The 18368-nt window shown below is 65.0% G+C and carries 22 protein-coding genes, 2 tRNA genes and 1 pseudogene; 14 read left to right on the forward strand and 11 right to left on the reverse strand.

Annotation, left to right across the window (positions count from 1 at the left end; all coding sequences use genetic code 11):
• Positions 1-349: 349 nt before the first annotated feature.
• Positions 350-691 (reverse strand): annotated as a pseudogene (locus ACSC1P_RS19825) (cob(I)yrinic acid a,c-diamide adenosyltransferase); the annotation flags it as partial.
• Positions 692-775: 84 nt separating this feature from the next.
• Here ACSC1P_RS19825 and ACSC1P_RS19830 point away from each other — a divergent pair.
• Positions 776-1183, forward strand: a complete 408-nt coding sequence (locus ACSC1P_RS19830) for a hypothetical protein (protein WP_435361945.1) — start codon at positions 776-778, stop codon at positions 1181-1183.
• Positions 1184-1248: 65 nt separating this feature from the next.
• Here ACSC1P_RS19830 and ACSC1P_RS19835 read toward each other — a convergent pair whose 3' ends face one another.
• The gene (locus ACSC1P_RS19835) at positions 1249-2070 is read right to left on the reverse strand and encodes an MOSC domain-containing protein (RefSeq protein WP_435361946.1); all 822 of its coding nucleotides are present in this window, start codon (positions 2068-2070) and stop codon (positions 1249-1251) included.
• Between the two features lie 438 nt (positions 2071-2508).
• Between ACSC1P_RS19835 and ACSC1P_RS19840 the strand changes: the two genes are divergently transcribed.
• Positions 2509-3354, forward strand: coding sequence for an alpha/beta fold hydrolase (locus ACSC1P_RS19840; RefSeq protein WP_435361947.1), 846 nt, complete (start codon positions 2509-2511; stop codon positions 3352-3354).
• Between the two features lie 15 nt (positions 3355-3369).
• Here ACSC1P_RS19840 and ACSC1P_RS19845 read toward each other — a convergent pair whose 3' ends face one another.
• On the reverse strand, positions 3370-4428 hold the full coding sequence (locus ACSC1P_RS19845) for a PAS domain-containing sensor histidine kinase (RefSeq protein ID WP_435361948.1): 1059 nt from the start codon (positions 4426-4428) through the stop codon (positions 3370-3372).
• 67 nt (positions 4429-4495) lie between these two features.
• Between ACSC1P_RS19845 and ACSC1P_RS19850 the strand changes: the two genes are divergently transcribed.
• From ACSC1P_RS19850 to ACSC1P_RS19860, 3 genes are all read left to right on the forward strand, one after another.
• The gene (locus ACSC1P_RS19850) at positions 4496-4663 is read left to right on the forward strand and encodes a hypothetical protein (RefSeq protein WP_435361949.1); all 168 of its coding nucleotides are present in this window, start codon (positions 4496-4498) and stop codon (positions 4661-4663) included.
• A 75-nt stretch (positions 4664-4738) separates the two neighbouring features.
• Positions 4739-5434 carry a YqjF family protein gene (locus tag ACSC1P_RS19855; RefSeq protein ID WP_435361950.1) on the forward strand — a complete coding sequence of 232 codons (696 nt, stop codon included), beginning with the start codon at positions 4739-4741 and terminating at the stop codon, positions 5432-5434.
• Positions 5431-5922, forward strand: coding sequence for a thiol-disulfide oxidoreductase DCC family protein (locus ACSC1P_RS19860; RefSeq protein WP_435361951.1), 492 nt, complete (start codon positions 5431-5433; stop codon positions 5920-5922). Before ACSC1P_RS19855 ends, ACSC1P_RS19860 begins: the two co-directional genes overlap by 4 nt.
• Before the next feature lie 8 nt (positions 5923-5930).
• Here ACSC1P_RS19860 and ACSC1P_RS19865 read toward each other — a convergent pair whose 3' ends face one another.
• A complete protein-coding gene (locus tag ACSC1P_RS19865) occupies positions 5931-7214 on the reverse strand; it encodes an outer membrane protein assembly factor BamB family protein (RefSeq protein ID WP_435361952.1) in 1284 nt (427 codons plus the stop codon).
• A gap of 332 nt (positions 7215-7546) precedes the next feature.
• On the opposite strand from ACSC1P_RS19865, the gene ACSC1P_RS19870 reads away from it, so the two are divergent.
• The 6 genes from ACSC1P_RS19870 to ACSC1P_RS19895 all read left to right on the forward strand — a co-directional run bounded on the left by ACSC1P_RS19870 (position 7547) and on the right by ACSC1P_RS19895 (position 11822).
• On the forward strand, positions 7547-8362 hold the full coding sequence (locus tag ACSC1P_RS19870) for a DUF7839 domain-containing protein (RefSeq protein WP_435361953.1): 816 nt from the start codon (positions 7547-7549) through the stop codon (positions 8360-8362).
• A gap of 204 nt (positions 8363-8566) precedes the next feature.
• Positions 8567-8755 (forward strand): hypothetical protein, encoded by a 189-nt coding sequence (locus ACSC1P_RS19875; RefSeq protein WP_435361954.1) that lies wholly within the window; start codon positions 8567-8569, stop codon positions 8753-8755.
• 546 nt (positions 8756-9301) lie between these two features.
• Positions 9302-9373: transfer RNA gene (locus ACSC1P_RS19880), tRNA-Glu, on the forward strand.
• Positions 9374-9375: 2 nt separating this feature from the next.
• A complete protein-coding gene (locus ACSC1P_RS19885; protein ID WP_435361955.1) occupies positions 9376-9693 on the forward strand; it encodes a hypothetical protein in 318 nt (105 codons plus the stop codon).
• Between the two features lie 728 nt (positions 9694-10421).
• Positions 10422-10497: transfer RNA gene (locus ACSC1P_RS19890), tRNA-Thr, on the forward strand.
• 68 nt (positions 10498-10565) lie between these two features.
• Entirely contained in the window at positions 10566-11822 is a 1257-nt protein-coding gene (locus ACSC1P_RS19895) for an RtcB family protein (RefSeq protein ID WP_435361956.1), read from the forward strand.
• A gap of 69 nt (positions 11823-11891) precedes the next feature.
• Here the strand turns inward: ACSC1P_RS19895 and ACSC1P_RS19900 are convergent, their stop codons facing one another.
• The 3 genes from ACSC1P_RS19900 to ACSC1P_RS19910 form a co-directional block, all read right to left on the reverse strand.
• Positions 11892-12251, reverse strand: a complete 360-nt coding sequence (locus tag ACSC1P_RS19900) for a four-helix bundle copper-binding protein (RefSeq protein ID WP_435361957.1) — start codon at positions 12249-12251, stop codon at positions 11892-11894.
• Positions 12252-12367: 116 nt separating this feature from the next.
• Positions 12368-12607: a DUF8593 domain-containing protein gene (locus tag ACSC1P_RS19905; protein ID WP_435361958.1), complete on the reverse strand. Its 240-nt coding sequence runs from the start codon at positions 12605-12607 to the stop codon at positions 12368-12370.
• Between the two features lie 85 nt (positions 12608-12692).
• Entirely contained in the window at positions 12693-13112 is a 420-nt protein-coding gene (locus tag ACSC1P_RS19910; RefSeq protein WP_435361959.1) for a DUF2267 domain-containing protein, read from the reverse strand.
• Positions 13113-13233: 121 nt separating this feature from the next.
• Here ACSC1P_RS19910 and ACSC1P_RS19915 point away from each other — a divergent pair, with 121 nt between their 5' ends.
• A complete protein-coding gene (locus ACSC1P_RS19915) occupies positions 13234-13569 on the forward strand; it encodes a hypothetical protein (protein ID WP_435361960.1) in 336 nt (111 codons plus the stop codon).
• Positions 13566-13859 (forward strand): DUF5789 family protein, encoded by a 294-nt coding sequence (locus ACSC1P_RS19920; RefSeq protein WP_435361961.1) that lies wholly within the window; start codon positions 13566-13568, stop codon positions 13857-13859. Before ACSC1P_RS19915 ends, ACSC1P_RS19920 begins: the two co-directional genes overlap by 4 nt.
• Before the next feature lie 66 nt (positions 13860-13925).
• Here the strand turns inward: ACSC1P_RS19920 and ACSC1P_RS19925 are convergent, their stop codons facing one another.
• On the reverse strand, positions 13926-14585 hold the full coding sequence (locus tag ACSC1P_RS19925) for a helix-turn-helix domain-containing protein (RefSeq protein WP_435361962.1): 660 nt from the start codon (positions 14583-14585) through the stop codon (positions 13926-13928).
• A gap of 171 nt (positions 14586-14756) precedes the next feature.
• Here ACSC1P_RS19925 and ACSC1P_RS19930 point away from each other — a divergent pair, with 171 nt between their 5' ends.
• A complete protein-coding gene (locus ACSC1P_RS19930) occupies positions 14757-14972 on the forward strand; it encodes a hypothetical protein (protein WP_435361963.1) in 216 nt (71 codons plus the stop codon).
• Between the two features lie 207 nt (positions 14973-15179).
• On the opposite strand, the gene ACSC1P_RS19935 is transcribed toward ACSC1P_RS19930, so the two are convergent.
• From ACSC1P_RS19935 to ACSC1P_RS19945, 3 genes are all read right to left on the reverse strand, one after another.
• Positions 15180-16001 carry an IclR family transcriptional regulator gene (locus ACSC1P_RS19935; protein WP_435361964.1) on the reverse strand — a complete coding sequence of 274 codons (822 nt, stop codon included), beginning with the start codon at positions 15999-16001 and terminating at the stop codon, positions 15180-15182.
• 245 nt (positions 16002-16246) lie between these two features.
• Positions 16247-17494, reverse strand: coding sequence for a Zn-dependent hydrolase (locus ACSC1P_RS19940; protein WP_435361965.1), 1248 nt, complete (start codon positions 17492-17494; stop codon positions 16247-16249).
• A gap of 75 nt (positions 17495-17569) precedes the next feature.
• Entirely contained in the window at positions 17570-18235 is a 666-nt protein-coding gene (locus tag ACSC1P_RS19945; protein WP_435361966.1) for a type 1 glutamine amidotransferase, read from the reverse strand.
• Positions 18236-18368 lie beyond the last annotated feature (133 nt).

An 18368-nucleotide genomic window follows, 5' to 3' on the forward strand; every position in this document is an offset into this window, starting at 1 on the left:
CGGGCGAGTACTGGAGTGCGCGAGCCTCTGGGAAAATTCGTTCGCCGCCCCATTCATACTTCATTCAGCCGCACAGAGCGAGTGCTTTGTGTGGCTGTTCGTATTTGCGTCGACGAGTGCTAACAGTGTGACCGGCGAGCGGTGGTGCCTCGCCGTCTGCGGGTGAGTCGTCCCCTTCACGGTAGACTCGAGGCCGGTCGTCGAAACCGGTAAGCGGGGGTACGTGTGGTGGGGAAGTAGATACCGTCCTTGATGGCCAATGGTCCTGTGTTCAGTATTCGGTTCCTTTTCGTGTGGGTTGGCCCGCCTCGATTGGGAGTTTCTCTTTAGGGACGTTGGTGACGAGGTCGGCGTGGTCGAGGCCGACCTGTGTTTGTTTGGTGTGTTCGTCGTCGCTGCTGTCGTTCAGGCCGTGCCAGCCGTAGTGGGCGACGTTTTCGTAGGAGAACCCCGGATAGTCGGTCGATGGCGCGGTACTCGCCGGGGGTATCGTCGACGCTGTCGGCACCGTCTTTCATGAACTGGAGCATGTGGACGCGAAAGCCGTGGCCGGGGTGCGGAGGGCCCCAAGCACGGCGGTCGTGTTCCCTTTTTCGTCGCCCCAGAATACCTGGACGAGTCCGAAGTCGTCCGGAGCGGTGGGCTCGGAGACGTCGGTTGGGTCGGTGGTGTGCGCGTGAGAGTCGCTCATGTCCGGTGTTAGGCACTGCCTGACTTGAATGGGCTTGATTATCGGGGGCCGTAACCTATACGTACGGGCGTGTTACTCTCTCCCATGCTCGTACGGAGTGCCGCTGCACCGGGAGGATGGGAGAGCGACTTCACCGAGACAGCGAACAGCGAGGGGATTCGGTACACGTACGACGTCTCAGACGACGTGAGTGTCGAAGTCGAGGCGTTACAGTGGCAACACGGTGAGGATACACGCTGTGAGGTACTCGTGATGACGGCGGAGCGTCGTGACCGAGTACACAAGAACGTGTTCGAACCCGTCACCTGTGAGGACATGGCTGAGGCCACCTCGGTCGCGGAGGGGTTGATGCATCACATCACCGAGATTGTCGACGAGGACGGGTCGGAGCAGATGACCGGCGATGCGGGCCTCGTCGAGCGGATGGCGACGGTCGTCGACGAGACGAAGAAGTCACGGCGGTCGCGGCGTCGAGTCGAGCCAGCTGTATGAGCAGGTCGGGAAGCGATTTTTTTCGCGGACAGCGCGTCGCCGAGTGGCGACACTCTCCTGAGCGGTTACACTGACTGGACGTCGCCGAGGGACACCTCGTCGCCGACGGCGACCGTCTCGCCCCACACCGATTCTGGGATGGTGGTGTTCACCATGAGTCGGAAGTAGTGGTCGAAGCGTTCGGTGGTGGCCCAGTCGGGGAGCGTCTCCTCGCGTTTCGTGACGAACCGTTCCCGGAAGCCGGGTGTCTCTTCGCCGGTGTCCGGATTTCGCGTCGGGACGGCGCAGCGTTGGCAGGGGTTGTGGCCGTACATGGTCACGTCGCCGACGGTGAATTTGCGACGTTCGTCGGCGTGGGCGTACAGTCGGTCCTCCCAGAACGCTTCGTCGGCGGTGACGACGACGTTCGGACGGAGGCGGCGACAGATTTCGTCGGCGTCGATGTCGTCGAACCAGTGGGCGACCGCGTCGAGCGTCTCACTCGCGATGACGGTCGGGCCGTCGAGGGTCGTGTCGTCGGGCATCCCGCCGCTGGCGTCGCGGACGACGCTGACGGGGTAGTCGAGGAAGTGAGAGAGGAAGGCGTTCAGTTCGCCGCGGTCGGCGTCCATGCGGAAGCTGTGCCAGTCGCTCGGCGTGTCGGGGTCGTCGCTGTCGTCCGTGTCCCCGTGTTCGCGCAGTCGCAGGGTACGGGTTTCGTGGTCGTACTCGCTGCGCAGTCGGTGGAGTTTCGGCTCGCGTTTTCCGTTGACGACTTCGCGGTCGCCGTCGACGATGGCGTATTCGCGGTCGTGTCGGAGTGCGCCGTTGTTTATTTCGACTGCGTCGACGGGGTGGGGGTCGAGCGACTTGACCGGGTAGACGAGGAGTCGCGAGACGTGTGCCATTGGTTCGTGTCGTCGTAGGGTCGTGGAGAGTCGTGAAGGTTCGTGTTCTCCGTGCTGTCAGTGTTGTCGAGTTCTGGCTTCTATGGTCACTACGCTTGTGGTCACTGCGCTTGTGGTCACTGCGCTGTCTGTGTTCTGATTGCTGGCGTCGACTACCAGTCGATGAATCACGACGGTACACGACCGCACCGCCGCCTCCCCCGCGACCTCCCGTCCACAACCTCCCCATCCGACTGCGCTTCTCGCTCCACTTCGTTCCGCTGCGATGCTCATCCCTCGCGCGATGCCTGTTCGCGGCCTCGGCTCGCGGGTCGCTTCGCTCTCCGCTCGCTCGACACGCTCACGAGCGCGCGCCAGACCGATTGAGTGGGAATCGTCGCATGCCGGCTGGTCCGTCCTGCCGCAGACTTATCACCGCTCCGGGCAAAGCCAGCCAGCATGCCTACGGTTTCCGTCGACGGCCACGACATCCAGTACATCGAGGCGGGTGATGGACCGCCCCTCTTGCTCCTCCACGGCGGCATCATCGACGCCGGGCCGGTCTCGTGGGGCGAGGTAATCGAGCCACTCGCGGCCGACTTCACCGTCTACGCGCCCGACATGTTGGGCTACGGTGACAGCGACGTGCCGGACGTGGCCTACACCATCGACCGTCACGCCGAGACGATGGCGGGGTTCGTTCGCGAACTCGGCCTCGACGGCGTCCACGTCTGCGGGTTGTCACTCGGCGGGGCGGTCTCGCTCGGCCTCACGCTGGACACCCCAGTTCCGGTGGAACGACTCGTCTGTATCGACTGTTTCGGACTGGGAACCGAGTTGCCGAACGGGTTCTTCTCGTACGCCTTCTCCCGCCTGCCAGTGCTGAACAAGATTGCGGTCAGGTTGTTCCGGCGCAGTCGGTCGTTCACGAAGGCGAGTCTCGGTGGGGTCGCGCGCGACCCGGACCAGCTCTCGGCCGATGCGGTCGACAGCGTCTGGGAGTACGCGAAGAAACCGAGTGCCTGTGTCGCGTTCCGAAACTTCAGGAAGCATGAGATAACGCGCCAGGGCTACCGGACGAACTTCACGCCGCGGCTGTCCGACCTCGACGTGCCGACGCTGTTCGTCCACGGCCGCCACGACGAAGTGGTCCCGCTCGCGTGGGCGAAACGGGCGGCTGAGACAGTCCCGGACGCGCGGCTCGAAGTGCTTGAGAACTGTGCGCACTGGCCACCGCGAGAGAATCCGGACCGGGTGGTCTCGTTGCTCCGTGAGTTCTGTTTGTCGCCGCAGCAGTCGGTGTAGGCGGCAGGAATCGACTCAGTCGACGAGTTCGACACCGGTAATCTCGAAGCGTGCGCCGTCGGCGGACTGGTCGAGGGCGACCGACCAGCCGTGGGCGTCGGCGACGGCGGTGACGATAGAGAGCCCGAGTCCCGTATTCTCCTCGCCGGTGCCGGTGGTGTAGCCGGCGTCGAACACCGAATCTGCGTGCTCGGCGGGGACGCCCGGACCGTCGTCCTCGACGAAGAAGCCGCCAGGGAGCGCGCCGACCCGGACGGTGACGGTCTCGCTGCCGTGGTCGAGCGAGTTGCGAAAGAGGTTCTCGAACAGGGTTCCGAGCAGGCTCGCGTCGGCGACGATTCGGCGCTCGTCGCTGTCACCGCCGTCGCCGTCGCCGTCGGTGACCAGCGTGGCTTCGGCCGTCTCGACGTGTCGCCAGGCACGCTTGGCAGCGACCGCGAGTTCGAGCGTCTCGGTGTCGCCGACTTCGGTACCGCGGGCCAGCACCAGCGCGTCGTCGATGATGGTGTCCATACGGTCGAGGCTCTCGCGAAGTCCCGTGAACAGGTCGCGGTTCTCGTCCCCGAGTCGGTTGCCGAGCGTCTGGACGGAGGCGAGTGCGACGCTGATGGGGTTCCGAAGGTCGTGTGAGAGCACGTCGGCGACGGTCTGCAGTTTCGAGTTGGTCTCGCGGACTTCGAGTTCGGCCAGCTTTCGGTCGGTGATGTCGAGGTGTTCCATCAGGAGGTATCGCTCGTCTTCGTACCAGTAGCCGGTCGCGTACAGCAGGAACCAGCGTTCTCCCTCGGGTGTCTCACACGGGTATTCGAGTCGGAACTCCTCGCGGTCGCCACACAGCACTGCCCGAACGCCACGACTCGCCTGGCTCGCGTACTCGTCGCTTTCGGCGGCCGCGTCGGTAACGTCGAGATAGTTGACGCCGCAGACGCTCGCCCCGTCGTCGGCACCGTTCGCCGTGCCGACCTCCTGCCAGCGCTCGTTGGTGTAGACGATGACGCCGTCGCCGTCGAGTATCGCGACTTGTGCGGGCAGTTCGTCGACTGCACCCGTGAGTAAGCCGCGTGGAACGTCCATAGGGTTCCCTGGGGACGAGCAGGTATGAAGGCTGTCGCCAACGAGTCAGACACCGTGTCGCAGTCGGGTGATTTGCGAGTTCGACGCGTGGAACACGCAGGACCTCGGCTCGCTCGACTCCGAGACGGTTCGGAGCGAGTTCCCGGCGACGTGGGACCGCGACATCGGTGCCCCGTGTGGACCGGGGCCAGACACCGCGACCGAAGACCGGTTGCGAGACCTCGGCTACTTCTGACCGGCCGACGGGCGGCAACCGGGAGATATCTCCCAGATACGAGTTCTTTACACGACCGCGCCCCAAGCTATGCGTATGGTTCTCCCACTGGCGATGGGCTGGCGGAACCTGCTGTTCGAGAACTATCCGGTCGACCCCGACCTGCTGTCGGCGCATCTCCCCGACGCACTGACCGTCGACACGTTCGACAGACAGGGATGGCTCTCGGTGGTTCCGTTCACGAACGTCGAAGTTCGGCCGCAGGGCGTCCCGCGCCAGTTGGGAATCGCACTACCGGAGCTGAACCTCCGCACGTACGTCACCGTCGACGGCGAGCCGGGGGTCTACTTCTTCAGTCTCGACGCGCAGGGCGTCCTCGGCGTCACCGGTGCGCGCCTGTTCCACCACCTGCCGTACTTCTACGCGCGCATCTCGCTCACCGGCGAGGACGGCAAGGTCAAATTCCGCAGCCACCGCCGACACCCCGGCGCGCGTCCGGCCCACTACGAGGCGACCTACGGTCCTGCTGGCGACCGGATTCGACCGGACCCGGACTCACTCTCGGGCTTCCTCACCGAGCGCTACCGATTCTACACGCAGGGTCACGACGGCGACCTGCGCTACACCGACATCGACCACCCGACGTGGGCGCTGTACCCCGCGACGGCCGAAATCGAGCGAAACACGCTGTTCGAAGCCGACGGGTTCGACCACCCGGAAACCGAGCCGACGCTGTACTACAGTCCTGGCGTCGACGTGACCGCCACGCGGTGCAAGCGGTGGTCGGCGTGAGCCGCCAGGACGACGCCACGGCAGCCGACGAGTCCGACTCGGCAGCCGACGCCGACGAGTCCGACACCGGCGTCGACCTCGACGTACTCGGCGACACGCCCGTCCTGCTGTTCGACGGGGTCTGCAATCTCTGTAACGGGGCGGTCCAGTTCGTCATCGAGCGCGACGACGCGGGGAAAATCCACTTCGCCTCCCTGCAGTCGGACGCCGGTGCGCGCCTGCTCGAACGTGCCGGTCTCTCGCCCGACCAGCGCGAGACGATGGTTCTCGTCGAAGGCGACGACGTGTACACGAAATCGAGCGCGGCTATCCGGCTCGCGGAACTGCTCGGCGGGGTCTACCGCGTGGCGACGCTCGGACGCGTCGTCCCGCGATTCGTCCGCGACCGAGTGTACGACTTCGTCGCCGCCCACCGGTATCAGTGGTTCGGGAAGAAAGACCAGTGTATGGTCCCAGAGGAAGACGTGAGCGGGCGGTTTCTGGACTGATTCGAGTGTCAGGAGCTCTCCTCTGCCCAGAGTGTCTGTAGCCCGTAGGCTCCTACTACGAAGACGCGCCCGGCTGCGACGACCGGCGACGAGTACGTCGACGCGTGGACGTCCGAGAACTGCCACCGCGCGCCGTCCGTACCGAGGTCCCCGTTCGCGTCTCTGGGGAACGCGCGAACGTCACCGCTCACGGTGAGGACGGTGTCGTCGGTGACTACCGGGGCGGCTGTCCCATCACTCGGAAGGTGTACGTGCCAGTTCGTTTCACCCGTCTCGGCATCGAGTTCGTAGAGGTCACCGGCGACGACGTACACGTCACCGTCGGCGACTGCGGCGGCGGCTTGGCTCTGGAGGTTTCGCCGCCAGCGAACCTCGCCCGCGTGGTCGACTGCGACGGTCTCCTGCCAGCCGGTCTGGACGACACCGTTGTCGCTCGAAGCAACGGTCGCGTACGGGGTGTCGACGGTGACGCGCCAGCGTTCCTCGCCCGTCTCGCGGTCGAGTTTCACGAGTGCGTCCCGGTCGGGGACGTAGACACTGTCGTCGGTGACGGTCGGAACGACCTGCGTCGCGGTGTCGTCGTCGAGGTTGTACTCGTCGTAAGTGAGTGGTTCGAGCGACGCGCGCCACTGCTCGGTCCCATCCGGAGCGAGCCTGACGCAGGCGGTCGCGCTCCGGGCGTACACGTCGCCGTCGACGACGGCGACACCGTACGATCGGTCGTCACCGACGCGCCACGTATCGACGACTGACCCGTCGTCAAGCGAGAATACTGTCACCGACGCCGGTGCAGGGTCCGGTCTCCCCTTCCCCGGGACGATGCGCGTCGGAACGTAGAGACGACCTTGGTTGGGGTCGAGAGCGACTGCACCCGAGACCCCCACGCGTTCTTCTCTGTCGAGGTCGTGCGCCCACTGTTCGCTACTGTCGAGGGAGAGCGCGCGAACCTGCTGGTCTTCGGCGAAGTACACGATGTCATCGTGGACGACTGGCGAAGCGTACACCCAGCTGCTCGTGGCGAGCGTGTCGCTCGTGGTCGGTTTCGGCGTGCCGCCGGCGACGGAGTGCTGGTTCGCCGGACCGTTGCCGTACGAGTGCCAGTCACCGTCGTAGAGCGGTTCGGGCTCCGCGCCGCTTCCCAGAAAGCTGCACCCGGCGAGTGAACTCACCGCGGCGGTTCCAGCGGCTGCGAGGACGGCGCGACGTGAGAGGTTGCCGCGTACCGAGTCAGATTTCTCCGTCGATGTTCGCTCCGATTCGGGTCGCGTGGAGGAGGGACCCGCGGGAGGCATTGTCGGCTAGTCGAACTATCCCAGTAAGTGTCTTGTCTCTCCCCTTCATGCTCCTCCCCTCGCGCTCCCCTCCTCATCCATCCCCTCTCTGTCGGCTACTCCCTGCGCCCTAGCGCAGCCCCCGCCCCGCCCCGCCCCTCCCCTCGCGCTCCCCTCCCCACCCCCATACCGCCCCTCCCCTCCGTACCTCACCCCCGTACCGCTCCAGGCCCAGCAACCGACGGCCTGGTCGGGCGCCACTCGCGCCGGCCGTCCAGTCTCGCACGACCACTCAACAAGTAAACTCGCCCTCAGTGCAAAGCTACTTGTGTTCGACGGTCGAAGCCCGGACGATGCCCGCAGACGGCGACGACCTCGACGAGTTGAGCGTCCTCCAGAGCAAACGGAACGCGACGCAGTATCAGATTCTCGCACAGATCGCCGAGCGCCAGCCGGCGGTGAGTCAGCAGGAGATCGCCGACGAAATCGGCGTGACGGCGCAGGCGGTGAGCGACTACTTGCAGGACCTCGTCGAGCGTGGGTTCGTCCACAAGGAAGGGCGTGGGCGCTACGAGGTGACGAAGGAGGGAGTCGACTGGCTCATCTCCCGGACCGAGGACCTGCGCCGGTACGTCGACCACGTCTCCGAGGAGGTCGTGGGGCAGGTCGACGTGGATACGGCCATCGCGGTCGGCGCCATCGAGGAGGGTGACTCGGTGTCGCTGTCGATGGTCGACGGGGTCCTCCACGCAGAATCCGGTGAGGCAGGTGGCGCGACTGCGGTCGCGGTCACCAGTGCAGAAGCGCAGGAAGACGTGGGGGTGACGGACTTCGAGGGCGTGCTCGACTACGACCTCGGGACCGTGACGGTGCTGTCGCTCCCGCGGGTGCAAGACGGCGGGAGCCGTGCTTTCAGAGAGACCGACCTGACGATGCTGGCGGACGACCACGACCTGCTCGCGGCGGCCGGGACCGAGGCGCTCGTCGCGTGTCGGCGGGCCGACCGCGAGCCAGACGTGCGCTTCGGGACGCCGGAAGCGGCGACTGAGGCGGCGGCGAAGGGCCTCGACGTGTTGCTCGTCGTCGTCGCGGACGACCTGTCGCGTCACACCGACCGGCTCCGCGAAGGGAACGTCGGATACGAAGTCGTCGACGCGACGGACCGCTGAGTTCGGCGCTGCCTGCGTCGTCGTCGGTCCGATTCGACGGCGATTGTCGACGGGGCCAGTCGCATCAGTCCGTTGAATATTATCCATGAACATCAGCGAACGATAACTGTCAACTGGGGGTTATAGCGACAGTTTTAAATGCCATTCATCGGAAGGTAGAGATACCTTCCAGCACGCGTCATGCGTGCTTCCGGGGTGACCGTAATGACTCAACTGCAGACCACCAATCCGGTGCTCGCCATGCTGTCCAGTGGCGAGACCGCCTATGTCGGCAATGAGGGGGGTTCCCTCATCGTCGGCTGCCAGTGCGGCACTGGCACGGGCGAACGCGCCGGATGGTCGGTCTTCACCGGTCATCCCGCCGTTCGGTCCGTTTCTGCCGGTGCCGCATAAGGCCGCTTCGTGGCCTCCGGTGCACTCGACTTTCACACCGCCGAGTGTTCACCGTGCGCGCCGGTGGACGGGCTCTTTGGACCGAACGTGTTTCGTTCCACTGAACTCGACATCGGCGGGTCACGTCTGCGACCTTTCACGGCACTGGTAGTCTCGGAACCCGTCCGAGTGCCGACAGTCGTCAGCTACTCGCTCGCGCCCGCACCGTGGTCGGTGCTACCGGATCACGATGTCGGGTGTGTTCGGGCGAGTTCCGGTCCCGCGTCGGGTCGACGGTCGCGGCGGTCGCCACCGCCGCGGTGGGAGTTCGAGTCTCCCTGGGACACTGCCCCCTGCGTGGGGGCGTCGATGCTCGCTGCCGGGGCCTCGCGCCTCGTCGCAGAGAGGCATCGCTGTCAGCCACTGGGGTTCCCCATCGACGACGGGCGAGGGACTGGCCAATCGGGGCCGGGCTCGCGCCCGAGGTGTGGGAATCCCGGGACCCGGTCGGGCGGTGGTTCCCGCAGTCCGGGTCACGAAGCACGCCCTCACGCGCCCGTACCCTTCGCTTCCGTGGTGTAGCGGCAATCACGCGGCCCTTTCGAGGCCGAGACCCGAGTTCGACTCTCGGCGGAAGCACTATGGCACAGAACCGACCCAGACGGGAGACAGCCGCAACAGCACACCTTCGCGTTCGCGTTCCCGACGGCGCACCCGGCGACCTGATGGCCGGTGCCGCGACCGTCATCGCTCGCATCGACGACCTCGACGCGGTCGACGTAGAGCGCATCACGCGAATGACGCCGACGCTCAACGCCATCGTCGTCGACGTCGAAGTCACGGTGACGCTCGCGACTGCACAACCCGAAGACAGCACTGTTCGGGCAGACTTGGAGGATGGTTTCGGCGTCGAAGCCGTCCACGAGGTCGCCCTCGAAACGCAAACCGCGACCGCGTAATCGCGGTCGAACCTTGAGCACCGGCGCAATCTGCCACCGCCATGGTCGGCCTGACTGCCACTGCTCTCCACCTTCGGTGCGTCGACACCAGCGTCGGTGTCTCGCACCGTCCCTGCTGACGCTCGGCGCGGCCGCCGAACCTCTCACAACGTCTACACAGTGTACACATTCTACACTGTGTGGCTGTAGACTCACCTGCTGATGACGCCGCGAGGCCGAGGCAACTGGCATGGTCGCGCCGCCGTGGACGCATGACGGCGCGCGACGACTGGAACTGAGAGGTTCGACTCTTGTCCGTGCTCTCCGGGGTGGTGTAGCCTGCTCGTTCCACCCCCATCGACGCGCCCGACTCGCGTCACTGCGTGGCGGTGCCCGAGTGGCCAAAGTGGACACGTTCAGGACGTGTTGGGAAGCCTATCGAACGTTCGAACCGTTCCCGCCGCACTTTTGATGGTTTGAAGGAGTGGTCTGTTTCGATGAGGAACGTGGCTCTGTCGTCGTGGCCGGAAGCGTCGAGAAACACTTCTCGACTGCCGACGGAACACGACCGCATCTCCCACGCGCCTCCCGCCACAGCCTCCCCATCCGACTCGACGGCCGCCTTCGGCGGACCGTCTCGTCCCTCGCGCGACTACAGGTCGACCGTCTCACGATGTTCGACGGTCGACCCAGCGCGCGCCAGGGTGGATGTGGCGACGTCGACGACGACACCCAAACCCACCAATCACGGGCCGGAAGCACAGTCAGGTCACGTGCAGCCGAGTTGTACTCGGAAGACCGCGGGTTCGAATCCCGCCCGGCCCCTTGTGAGCACAGACGAATCAGGAACAGGCAGTATCGAACTGACAGGCGAACACACGACGGCGCGGGTGATGACCGACGACGTGGAGCAGGGCTGTCTCGACCAGGTGCAGGGCCTCATCGACCACGAGGCGTTCACCAACGACGTGGTCGTCATGCCCGACACCCACGTCGGGAAGGGGAGCGTCATCGGGTTCACGATGCCGCTGGGCGACCGGGTCGTCCCGAACACCATCGGGGTCGACATCGGCTGTGGGATGTTCGCGGCGAACCTCGGCGACGACCTCCCGGTCGAGGGGGCCGAGTTGGACCGGCGGGTCCGCGACGCGATTCCGTTCGGCTTCGACGTCCACACGGACTCCGACTATCACATGCGCGACGACTTCCCGTACGAGGAGGCCGAAGCGACGCTCGAAACCTTCGAGGCGAACTACGGCACGGCCATCGACCACGACGGCTACGACGTGGGCTACTTCAGCGACCTGTGCAAGCGCGTCGGCGTCTCGGTGTCGCGCGCCATCAACAGCGTGGGGACGCTCGGCGGCGGGAACCACTTCGTCGAGTTCGCCCGCAGCGAACGAACCGGCGACTACTGGGTCGTCGTCCACAGCGGGTCGCGCGGGCTCGGCTACAACATCGCCTCCCACTGGCAGGACAGAGCGACCGAGGCGACGAAGAACCGTGGCCCCGACGGTTACGAGGCCCGCGTCGACGAGATTCGCGAGCAGTACGAGGGGAAGGAAATCGAACGTCGCGTGAACGAACTCAGAGAGGAGTTCGCCGCGGCCTCGGACCGCAACAAAGCCCTCGACTACCTCGAAGGCGAGGCCGCCCACGGCTACTTCGTGGACATGATCTTCGCCCAGCGATACGCCTCGGTCAACCGAAAGCAGATGGTTCGCGCCATCGCCGACGCCATCGGCGTGGAGGTGGAAGACCGCATCGAGTCGGTCCACAACTTCATCGACTTCGAGGACACGGTCATCCGCAAGGGAGCGACCCGAAGCTACGAAGGCGAGCGAATCGCCGTCCCGTTCAACATGCGCGACGGGACGCTCATCTGCGAGGGGAAGTCCAACCCCGACTGGAACTACTCCGCCCCGCACGGCGCTGGCCGGGTGATGAGTCGCACGCAGGCGTTCGACGACCTCGACTTCGACGCGTTCGAGAACACGATGTCGGAGGTCTACTCGGAGTCGGTCACGCCCGACACGCTCGACGAGGCCCCGATGGCGTACAAGGACGCCGCGCGCATCGAGGCAGCCATCGAGCCGACCGCCGAGGTCGTCGACCGGCTGGTGCCGGTCCACAACCTGAAGGCAGAGTGAGTGTCGTCTCGACGAGATTCGGTCGGACAGCGCGTGAGGGCAGTTGGCAGTGGGTGCTCCGGCGACCGGTCAGACCGAGGCCGTGTTCCGACAACTCTTGGCGCACTCGCGGACCACTGTGGCGCACGTCTGGCAGTGGTCGTGGTCGTGTGTCTCGCACTCGTCGGCGCAGGCTTCGCAGGCGTCGGCGCATACCGCCGCGAGGTCGCCGGCGTAGTCCGAGTCACGGACCATGAAGCGAGCGTGGAGCGACGCGAGGTCTGCCACGTCGCGACAGAGGCGGATGCATTCACCCATCTCTTCGCCTTTCCCGGCGCACTCGTCGGCACACCACTCGCAGGCTTCGGCGGCCGCGAGGCAGGTGTCGACACACTCGCGCTGTTCGTCTGTCAGGTGGTCGAGTTTCGAACGGACGTCTGCTACTGACATTGCGTGCAGAACGACGACCGCGACGCTCATCGTCGCGTGGCTTGGGAGCGAAAGGCCAGCCAAAAAATGTGCAAGGAACGACGAATCGCTGCCAGTGTAACCGACTGCTGTGCCGGTTACAGGCCGCTCTTCAGTCGGATTTCGTCGTCTGTGACGGTCTCGATTGCGCTCTCCTGGAGCGGGTACGTGTCGTCGTCGCGGTCGCCCCAGCCGAGTTTCGCGAACAGTTTGTCTGTGAGGCCGGGGTCGGGTTCGACGTAGGCGGTGCCGGCGCGGACTTCGGTGACGATGCCGACTTCTTTCCCGTCTCGAACGACTTTCTTCCCCTCTGCGTCGTCTGTGATGTGGACTGACATCGCATCCCTAGCTACCCGCGAGATGGGCTTGTGGTTGGGGCTTGCCTCTGCAGGTCGGAGTGGACGGGGCGGCTATCGGTCCCCGTCAGTCGTAGGCTTCTGGGTCGGTTCTGGTGGGATGGTCGGTGAGTTTACCGAACTCGGCGGCGAGTTGCGAGCGCGTCTCGCCCCACACGTGCGTGTCGACGCTCTCGTCGAGACCGGCGAGGACGGCTCCGACGTGGCGGTCCGCGTCGCTCGCGTCGAGCGACGTCTCTTCGTGCTCGTACGCCCGAACCCGGTCGACGAACTCGGCCGGGGAGAACGACGCTGCGTCGTCGCCCACGTCGCGCAACAGCGCCTCGGCGAACGCCTCGGGGAGGTCGTCGGCGAGGTCTTCCGCTTGGCCGGGCGAGATTCGCTGGCCGAGCGTCCGGAGTGTTGCGGTCGTCGCCGCACGCACTGCCTCTTCGCTCTCGAGTCCGGCACGGCCAGTGACGGTTCGCAGGTATTCGTCGACGTTCATACGGGCAGTGGTGTCGCACAGTCGGTCGGTTTTCTGCTTGCGAATGCAGCGCCGAATCGGACCGTTCGGCCCGTCGTTCGCAAGCATCTTCGTTAGGAGGACGCCGGCGATACGTCCACTCGTGACTGTCTCACATTCCGGGACGGACGCCGCCGCCGTCACCATCGTGTACGAGTCCGACCGGGGCAACCGCGAGACGCGCACTATCTCGGTCGAGAACCTCGACTACGTGGACGACCACTGGCGATTGTCCGACGAAGACGACGGGGTCCTTCGTATCCCACGCGAACGTATCTACAGCATCGAGACGCCCGACCACTGGAAGGGGTCGTTCCTGAAAGACGCGCCGCTCGCGGGAAAGGACAGCGAGGCGACCCCGGCCGACCCGACGACGCACCGGCGCGACGTCCGGGCCGAAGAGACGTGCAGTAACAGACCGCAGGTGTACGGCGAATGACCGACACAGACGACAGACAGCAGGGAATTGACTTCGGTTCCCTCGACGACGAACTCGACGCCTTCGACTACCCCGTCTCCCGAGAGACGGTCGTCGAGCAGTGTGGCGACGTCACGCTCGACTTGCCGAAGGGCGAGACCACTGTCAGTGAAGTCCTCAGCCACGGCGAGGGTGAGGCGACCTACGAGTCGCCGGAGGCGGTCCGGTCTGCCGTGTTGAACCTCGTCGGGAGCGACGCGGTCGGTCAGGAGGGGTACTCCGACCGCGGTCCCGGTTCCGAGTCGCGCTGACTGCTCGGTCCGTTCGCCGACTCACCGTCAACCGGCTCTGATACGGAACCGTCACCGTCGGTGACGCTACTCTTTCCGCTTGGCGAACAGCAGTGCTTCCTCGACGAGCGCCTTGTGCGCCCGTCGAATCCGCTCCGAGAGCGCCTGATGTGACACGTCGAACTGCGCGGCGAGTTCTTCGAGGTTCACCTCGCGCGGCACGTCGTAGTAGCCGTTCTCGCACGCGGCCGTCAGCGTCTCGTACTGCGATTCGGTGAGGCCGTAGCGCCCCTTTCGCTGGGCGGTCATCTCGTAGATGCTCTGGATCTCGAAGTCCAGTCCGGAATCCGCACAGAAGTCGGACGTCCGTGTGATGCCCTCGTGTTCGGGGAACATGATGCGCATCGACCACTTGCCGTCTCGACACTCCGCGTTCAGTATCGTGGCTGCCTCCTCGGTAATCATGTACTGAACGAGGTTGGCGTCCTTGACGAAGTGCATCCGGTAGAGGCAGGCGTCTTCGGTCTGCTCCAGTCGCTTTACGTTCTCGACGCTGGAGTCGGCTTCGAGTGCTGCTTCGAGTTCTTCGAGGCCGACCGTCGCGTGTGCCCAGATGTACGGGCTCACGGTCTGTGCGTCCTGGCTGACGACCCGTTCGATGTCGAAGCGTGCGTCTTCCAGTCGTTCGAGCGTCTCCGAGAGGGCGAACTCTGCTGCCGGCACTTCGACCGTGACGATCGAACTCATGAGAGTATCGTGTCCGCCTACAGCGCGGAGCGACAAATACCCTCTCTCTAATTGCTGAAAACGGGTACCTTGGCCGATATCTCGCTCGTCTCTGGCGGAATCTCGGCTGGTGTATCGCGTCCTTGCGCGTGCCTGCAGGCCATTCAGGTGTGTCACGGACGTAGAGCGCGTATGTCGCTTACCGAACTGTTCGACTCGCCGCGAGTGAAGCAAGTCAGCACACTCTCGATGCTCACCGAAGGTGCCGTTGCGCTGTGGAAGGGGAAGACGACGCTGGCGGCGCTGTGCTTCGGCGGTGCGGTTCTCTCGTACCGGTGGAGCCCACTGGGTTTCGCTGCGGAGGCCGCGATTCAGCTCTATCGCCGGCAGCGGACGACGGCGAGCTAGCAGACGCGTCGCAGCGGCGGACGAACAACCGGAAACTGTTGCTGCTGATTTCGGGCACGTACGGGCCGCTCACCAGTGTTTGCGTCTTGCAAACGCGACACGCGTCGCGGCGAGTTGCCTTTCGCTTTACAAGCATAGGCGTGTAAAGCAGATTGGCTGATTCTCGATTTACAGGTGTAGGGCTGTAAAGAATACCTCAGCCTCGATTCAGGTGAAATCGGGCAGGTCAGTGTTCGTATCGGCCATATTGATGTTCACTTCGATGATGTTGGCCGTGCTCGTGACGGCGTCGACGATGCGGTCGAAGTACGCCGGTTCTTGCATCCGGTTGACCGGACCGGACACCGAGACGGAGCCGAGGACGGTGTCGGTCTTGTCCAGAATCGGCGCGCCAATCGCTTGCAGTCCTTTGATTTCTTCTTCTGCGTTCGTCGCGTAGCCGTCCTCGCGTATCTGTTCGAGTGCTGCGAACAGGTCGTCCGCGTCGGTGATGGTGTTCTCCGTCTTCGGCGCGAGGCCGTACTCGGCGACGATGCCCTCGACGCGTTCGCGCGGGAGGTGGGCGAGGATGGCCTTCCCGGTGGCCGAGAAGTGCAGGTAGTCCGGCTTCTGGAGTTTGCTCGTCTGGTAGTCACGCCCGACCGCTTTCTCGCCCTGGACCTTGTAGAGGTTCACGCCCAGACCGTGCTGTTCGGTGGCGAGATGGGCGTACTCGCCGGTCTCTTCGGCGAGCTTTTCGATTTCTTCTTTCCCGTGGTGGTACAGTTGGTGCTGGTTGCGGACGTACTCGCCGAGGAGGAGGAACTGGAGGCCGAGTCGGTAGGTGTCTCCTTCCTTGACGACGAAGTGGTTCTCTCGCAGCGTCGAGAGGTGACTGTACACTGCACTCTTGGACATGCCGAGGTGTGAGGCGAGTTCGGTGACGCCCGCACCGTCCAGTTCTTCGAGCGTACGAACGATGTCGCACGCACGCGAGACGGTCTTGAGTGTCCGTGAGGGTTCACCGCCAGTGTTCGCGTGCCCTGCCATACCCGGAATGTCGAACGTGGTTCCCCATAGGTGTTCTCCCATATGACGTGGGTGGTACTATCTCGCATCGAGTCGCAGTCATGCGATCTTGTACTCTCTATCGATAAAACACTACGCAGTCTCCCGATTCTCACTGTTCTCACATCGTGAACGCACAGAAACGTCGTCTCGCACGGTCCTTCACCGCACTTGTTGCATAAAGCAGTTGCTCAGCTGTGTAAAAATCGTTCGAACATGGAGAACAGTCACTCGCTGGCGAGGTCGGCGATGGCACCGGCGAGGACGCGCGTCGCAGCGGCGCAGTCCTCCCAGTCGGTCCACTCGAGAGGATTGTGCGAGATGCCGTCGCGGGAGGGAGCGAAGAGGAGGCCGGCGTCGGTCACTTGTGCGATGTTCATCGTGTCGTGGGCTGCGCCCGAGTGCAGTGCCGTGATGGCGACGCCAGAGTCCTCACTCGCACCACTGAACGCGTCGCGGACCCGGTCGCTCATCGGGACGGGTGGTCGGTGCCACGGTCGCTCGAAACTGGCGTCGACGCCGCGGTCGGCCTCGATGCGGGCCAGACTGGATTTCGCCCGGTCGACGATGGTCTCGATGGCGTCGGGGTCCACGTCGCGCACGTCGAGGCTCAACTCGACCGCTCCGGGGATGACGTTCGGCGCGTTCGGCCCGACTGCCACCTTCCCGACCGTGCCCACGGCCGAGGGTGAGTCGACGGCGACCGTCTCGGTCGCGGCGTCTTCCACGTCGAGGACGAACTCGCTCGCTGCCGCGAGGGCGTCGTTTCGTTCACCCATCGGCGTCGTCCCGGCGTGGTTGGCCTCGCCCGAGACTTCGATGTGACAGCGCGAGAGCCCGGTGATGCTGGTGACGATACCGGCGGCCATGCCGGCGTCTTCGAGGCGGGTGCCCTGTTCGATGTGGAGTTCCAGCCAGGCGTGCCAGTCGCTCGCGTCGGTTCGGCCCTCGCCGCGGTAGCCGATACTGTCGAGTGCTTCTTCGAGCGTCTCGCCGCCTTCGGAGAGTGCGAGTGCGTCGTCGACGCTCATGTCGCCGGCGGCGACGGCGGAACCGATGAGGCCACCGCCGAAGCGCTGGCCTTCCTCCTCGGTGAGGACGACGACGTCGATGGGGCGGGTCAGCGAGTCGGCCTCGTCTTCCAGTGCTCGGACGGCCTCCAGCGCGGCGTACACGCCGAGCGGGCCGTCGAAGATGCCGCCTTCGGGGACCGAGTCGAGGTGGCTGCCGGCGGCGACGGCCGCGGCGTCGGGGTCCGCGCCCTCGGGGACCCAGCGGGCGACGATGTTGCCGACCGCGTCGACGCGTGTCGAGAGTCCGGCGTCTCGACAGCGTTCGACGAAGTAGTCTCGCGCTTGTCGGTTCGCGTCGGTACCGGTGAGGACCGTCCGGGCGTGACCGTCCTCGACCGGGACCGAGCCGAACGACGCGTTCGATTCGATGTCTCTCCGCAGGCGTGCCTCGCTGACCTCCATGCGGACGGAGATACCAGAACGGTCCACTTCACTGTTTCTCTACTTTCCAACAAAACAACAGATTGACAGGTATGTTCACCGTCCGCTCGCTCGCACGCACTCGCCTGCGACGGCCGGATAGAGGTCGCGACTCTGCCTGAGCCGGCCGTCGAGTCGGCCGCTGGCGACGGTCGCGCTCGTCCGGCGAGCCATCGCCGGCGTGAACTCGGGGTGGAACTGCACGCCGAGGACGGGCCGGTCGTCGAGGGCGAACGCCTGAATCCCGGAGTCGTCGGTCGCGAGGACGCTCGCATCGTCCGGGACCGCGGTGACGTGGTCGGCGTGGTAGACGAACGACTCGAATTGGCGAGGGAGTGTAGCGAAGGTCGGGTGGTCGTCGCTCGCTGCGGTGCGTTCGATGGTCGAGATTCCCTCGCGCCGTTCGGGCAGTGCCTCGACGCGACCACCGAAGTGGCTCGCGAGGAACTGGTGACCGAAGCAGATGCCGACGACGGGTGTGCCGTCGGCGACCGCCCGGTCGAGATAGTCGCCGAGGTCGTCGAACCACGGCTGTGGGTCGGTGACGTGCGCTTGCGACCCGGCGACGAGTACGAGGTCGTAGTCGGTGTGAGTCGGGAGATCGCCGTGGTGCGGACTGAACCGGACGAGGTCCGGTGGCTGGACGAGGCGCGTCCCGAGGACGCGCTCGATGGCGGTCGGATAGTCGAACCTGCTCGGTGGGGCGAGACACGCGATGGTCATGGGTGAGCGACGCCGCACTGGTGGCGGCTGTTCGATTGTCCAATTTTAGAACCAGATACTAAGAACTTCCGGACGAACGTCTTTTTCGGAGCGTATATGTTCTGAACGTACACCCACCTAGTGATTTCAGCGA

Source organism: Haloarchaeobius caseinilyticus, assembly GCF_051207395.1.
Lineage (GTDB): Archaea > Halobacteriota > Halobacteria > Halobacteriales > Natrialbaceae > Haloarchaeobius.